This is a genomic window from Plantibacter sp. CFBP 13570 (assembly GCF_014841395.1).
GTDB lineage: Bacteria > Actinomycetota > Actinomycetes > Actinomycetales > Microbacteriaceae > Plantibacter > Plantibacter auratus.
Genome location: NZ_JACYTW010000123.1, coordinates 1 through 4,390, shown reverse-complemented (window position 1 = coordinate 4,390; position 4,390 = coordinate 1). Strand labels below are relative to the sequence as shown.

Sequence of the window (4,390 nt, the reverse complement as noted above, 5' to 3'; positions counted from 1 at the left end):
TGCAGTCCCCGTCGCCGGTGGCACGAACGGCGGCCCGGGCAACACCGTCGACTCCCTGCCCGGCGGCACCGATCCCGGAACCGGGCCGGGCGGCGAGCCCGGGGCGAACCCGGGGGTCGGTCAGCCGGGCTCGGGCACGAACGCAGGAGGTGCCGGAGGCCTCGCCGTGTCGGGTGTCTCGATCGCCGCCGCGGTGATCGTGGCTGCGGTACTCCTGCTCACGGGTGCACTGCTCATCCTCCGCCGTCGTCGGGTCGCCGCCTCGAGCGCCGCCGAGGACGCGTCCTCCAGCGGCGGTGTCGGACGGAGTGGCGTCGCGGGCGCGGTCGTCCTCGCGCTCGGGCTCTCCGGCGCCCTCGTCACGGCGGACGCACCACGCGCCGAGGCTGCACCGAGCTACCCGAGCCCGACGGTCGACGAACTCGTCGCCAACGACTTCGTCCTCTACTTCGCGAACGCCGGCAGCACGGTGACCGACGAGGTCTCCGCCGGCGACCACATCGGGCTGTACCAGTCACGCACCGACCAGTCCTACGGGGTCGACGCCGCCACCGGCGCGTCCTGGGGATTCGTCGCCGACGCGAACAGCAACCCAACGGCGAACAGCTCCTCCGGGACCGAGAAGACCGCCTCCCTCCGGTACGACGCACCGCCCGCGGGCAGCTCCCTCCCGACGCGGTCGGTCGACTACGCCTTCGACCTCCCGGCCGGTGACTACGGGGTCACCCTCGGGTTCAACCTGCCGAGCGGCTGGGCGGCACGACCGCTCGACCTCAGGGCCGAGGGCGAGACGCTCGCCCAGGTCACCGCGCCGGCCGGTGCGCTTCTCGAGCAGCAGCTCACGGTGAGCGTCGACGACGGCACCCTCGACCTCGAGGTCCACAGCCCGGCGGGTCGGACCAACACCTACACGGACCCCGCGGTGAACTACATCGTCATCCGAGCACCGCACACGGCGTCCACCGAGGTGCTCGCGGCGAAGATCCGAGCTGTCACGCTCGACGAGGGGCAGCGCGCCGGGTACGTCGCCGACTCGCTCGCCGTCCTCGACGCCGCGATCGCCGACGCCCAGGCGCTCGTGGACGCCGGGTCGACCGACACCGCGGCACTCACGGCCGCCTACGACGCGCTCGGGGCCGCACTCACCGCACTCCGGCCGATCGTCACCTACGACTCCTTCCGCCCGGGCCAGGCCTGGGTCGACGACCAGGGCAACCCGATCCAGGCGCACGGCGGGCAGGTCGTGCCGTCGACGGACGCCGACGGCCAGCCGATCTACTACTGGTACGGCGAAGACCGGTGGAACGGCTACGCGAGCAGCCGCGGGGTGCACGTGTACTCCTCGCGCGACCTGTACAACTGGACCGACGAGGGCCTCGCGCTGCAGGCCCTGTCGACCGCCGACCAGCTCACGACCGATCCGGTCGCAGCCGAGCTGTACGCCGACTACACGGCGCAGCAACGCGCGGTGGTCGTCCGCGACCTCCTGACGGTCCCGAGCGATCCGGTCGTCCCCGCGGCGATCCTCGAGCGGCCGAAGGTCATGTACAACGCCGCCACCGAGCAATGGGTCATGTGGATCCACACCGACGGCCCGAGTGCGACGTCCGACGCGCAGTACGCGAAGGCGACTGCCGGGGTCGCGGTCTCCGACTCACCGACCGGCCCGTTCCGCTACGTGGACAGCTACCGCCTGAACGTCGCGCCGGAGGGCGAGCCGAACTACCAGCCCGACAGCCCCGGCATGGCCCGCGACATGAACCTCTTCACCGACGTCGACGGCACCGGCTACATCATCTACGCGAGCGAGGAGAACCTGACCCTCTTCATCTCCAAGCTGTCGTCGAACTCCATGTTCCTGTCGGCACCCGTCGACCGTGCCGTGAAGGGCGAGGACTTCACCCGCACCTACATCGGTGGACAGCGGGAAGCTCCGGCCGTGTTCGTCTACGACGGCACGTACTACCTCATCACCTCGGGCGCGACCGGCTGGAACCCCAATCCGGCCAAGTACGCCACCGCCGACTCGATGCTGGGGGAGTGGACCGACCACGGCAACCCGGTGAGCGGCTCCGGTGCGTCGACGACCCACGGCAGCCAGAGCACGTCCGTGATCCCCATCGACGCGGCCGCCGGCAAGTTCGTCTACATGGGCGACCGCTGGACGCCGTCCGACCTCCGCAACGCGCCGGCCGTCTGGCTCCCGCTCGAGTTCGGCGACGACGGATCCCTCTCCCTGAAGTGGTACGACGAGTGGACGCTCGCGGACCTCGAGGGCAAGGGCAAGGTCGCGATCGACGTCGACGTGCCGGCGACCGTCCGGCTCGGCGACGCGAGCACGCTGCCGAGCGAGGCGCAGGTCACGGAGGGTGGCACGACGACCACCCGGTCGATCACGTGGGACACCGCGGCGCTCGCCGTCCCCGGCCCGGTGTCGCTCACCGGCACGGTCGAGGGCGTCTCCCGCCCCGTGACCCGGCAGGTGACGGTCGTCCCGAAGGACCTCGTCTACCTCGTCGACGCCGGGGGATCGGCGTCGCCCGAGTACGACGCGATCCGCTCGGTGGCGGACGCCGACGGCACCCTGCTCAACTCGACGTTCGACCGGACGCTCGGGGCCGACGCTGCCACCGGCGCGAACTGGGGCGTCATCGGTGCGGAGACGGGCACGACCGACGGGCCGTTCTCGGAGTCGCTCCGCTACGTCGCGAGTTCCGCGACCGACCGCACGCTGGAGTACGCGTTCGACTCCCTCGACGCAGGGAGCTACGACGTGTACGTCGGGCTGTACGACCCGTGGTCGCAGTGGGCGGACAACCGGCGCGCGGACATCGGGGCGAACGGGGCGACGCTGCTCAGTGCGCAACCGATCACCGGCACCCCGACCGTGGCGACGCTGTCGTCCGTGCAGCCGGATGCGGACGGCCGTCTGTCGATCACCCTCGATCCCGTCGGTTCGGGTGGCGGCACCGACGTGCAGCTCTCCTGGATCATGATCGTCCGACGCTGACGGCTTCCGCCTGAAGCACACGTTCCCTCGCCCATTCCTGGGCGAGGGAACGTTCGTTCGCCCGGGAATGGGCGAACGGACGGGGGAGTCCGATCCCCGACTCCGATGTCGGGGGCGACGGCTACCATTGGTGGGTGGTCACAGCTCTGTATCGCCGGTATCGGCCCGAGACGTTCGCCGACTTGATCGGTCAGGCGCAGGTGACCGATCCCCTCATGACGGCCCTCCGCACCAACCGCGTCAACCACGCGTACCTGTTCAGCGGTCCACGCGGTTGCGGCAAGACGACGTCCGCTCGCATCCTCGCCCGCTGCCTCAACTGCGCCGAGGGCCCGACCGACACCCCATGCGGCGTCTGCGCGAGCTGCGTCGACCTCTCCCGCGACGGCTCCGGCTCGCTCGACGTCGTCGAGATCGACGCGGCCAGCCACAACGGTGTCGACGACGCCCGCGACCTCCGCGAGCGCGCGATCTTCGCGCCCGCGCGCGACCGCTACAAGATCTTCATCCTCGACGAGGCGCACATGGTCACCCCGCAGGGGTTCAACGCCCTGCTGAAGATCGTCGAGGAGCCGCCGGAGCACGTGAAGTTCATCTTCGCGACGACCGAGCCCGACAAGGTGATCGGCACGATCCGCTCCCGCACCCACCACTACCCCTTCCGGCTCATCCCGCCGGCGCAGATGCTCGACTACGTCCAGCAGCTGTGCGAGAGCGAGCACGTGGGTGTCGAGGCCGGCGTACTGCCGCTCGTCGTCCGGGCCGGTGGCGGTTCCGCTCGCGACACGCTGTCCCTGCTCGATCAGCTGATGGCCGGCTCCGATGGTGACTCCGTCGACTACGAGCGCGCGGTCGCCCTGCTCGGCTACACCCACACGGCGCTGCTCGACGAAGTCGTCGACGCCCTGGCCGCCCGCGACTCGGGTGCCGCCTTCAGCACCGTCGACCGCGTCATCCAGACCGGCCAAGACCCACGCCGCTTCGTCGACGACCTGCTCGAGCGACTCCGCGACCTCATCGTCGTGGCCGCCACGGGCGAGAACGCTGCGGCGGTCCTCCGCGGGCTCCCGCAGGACGAACTCGACAAGATGCTCGCCCAGGCGCGGGCGTTCGGCATCGCCGAGCTGTCGCGCACGGCCGACGTCGTGAACGAGGCGCTCACCCAGATGACGGGCGCCACGTCGCCCCGGCTCCACCTCGAGCTCATGATGGCGCGCATCCTCGTGCCCGCAGCCGACGACTCCGCTCGTGGTGCATTGGCCCGGGTGGAGCGGCTCGAGCGTCGCATCGGCGTCGAGGGTGCTGCCGTCGAGGGCGGCCAGGCCGCGGTCTCGGCGCAGCCCGTGGTCGCCGACCGCGCTCCGGCCCCCGCCAGCGTGG

The 4,390-nt window shown here is 71.1% G+C and carries 2 protein-coding genes; both read left to right on the top strand.

What is annotated here, in order from left to right; all coding sequences use genetic code 11:
* The coding region (locus tag IFT89_RS19735; RefSeq protein WP_202939829.1) for a family 43 glycosylhydrolase at positions 1-3,010 on the top strand (3,010 nt) is incomplete at its 5' end.
* A 134-nt stretch (positions 3,011-3,144) separates the two neighbouring features.
* The coding region (locus IFT89_RS19730; RefSeq protein WP_202939828.1) for a DNA polymerase III subunit gamma and tau at positions 3,145-4,390 on the top strand (1,246 nt) is incomplete at its 3' end.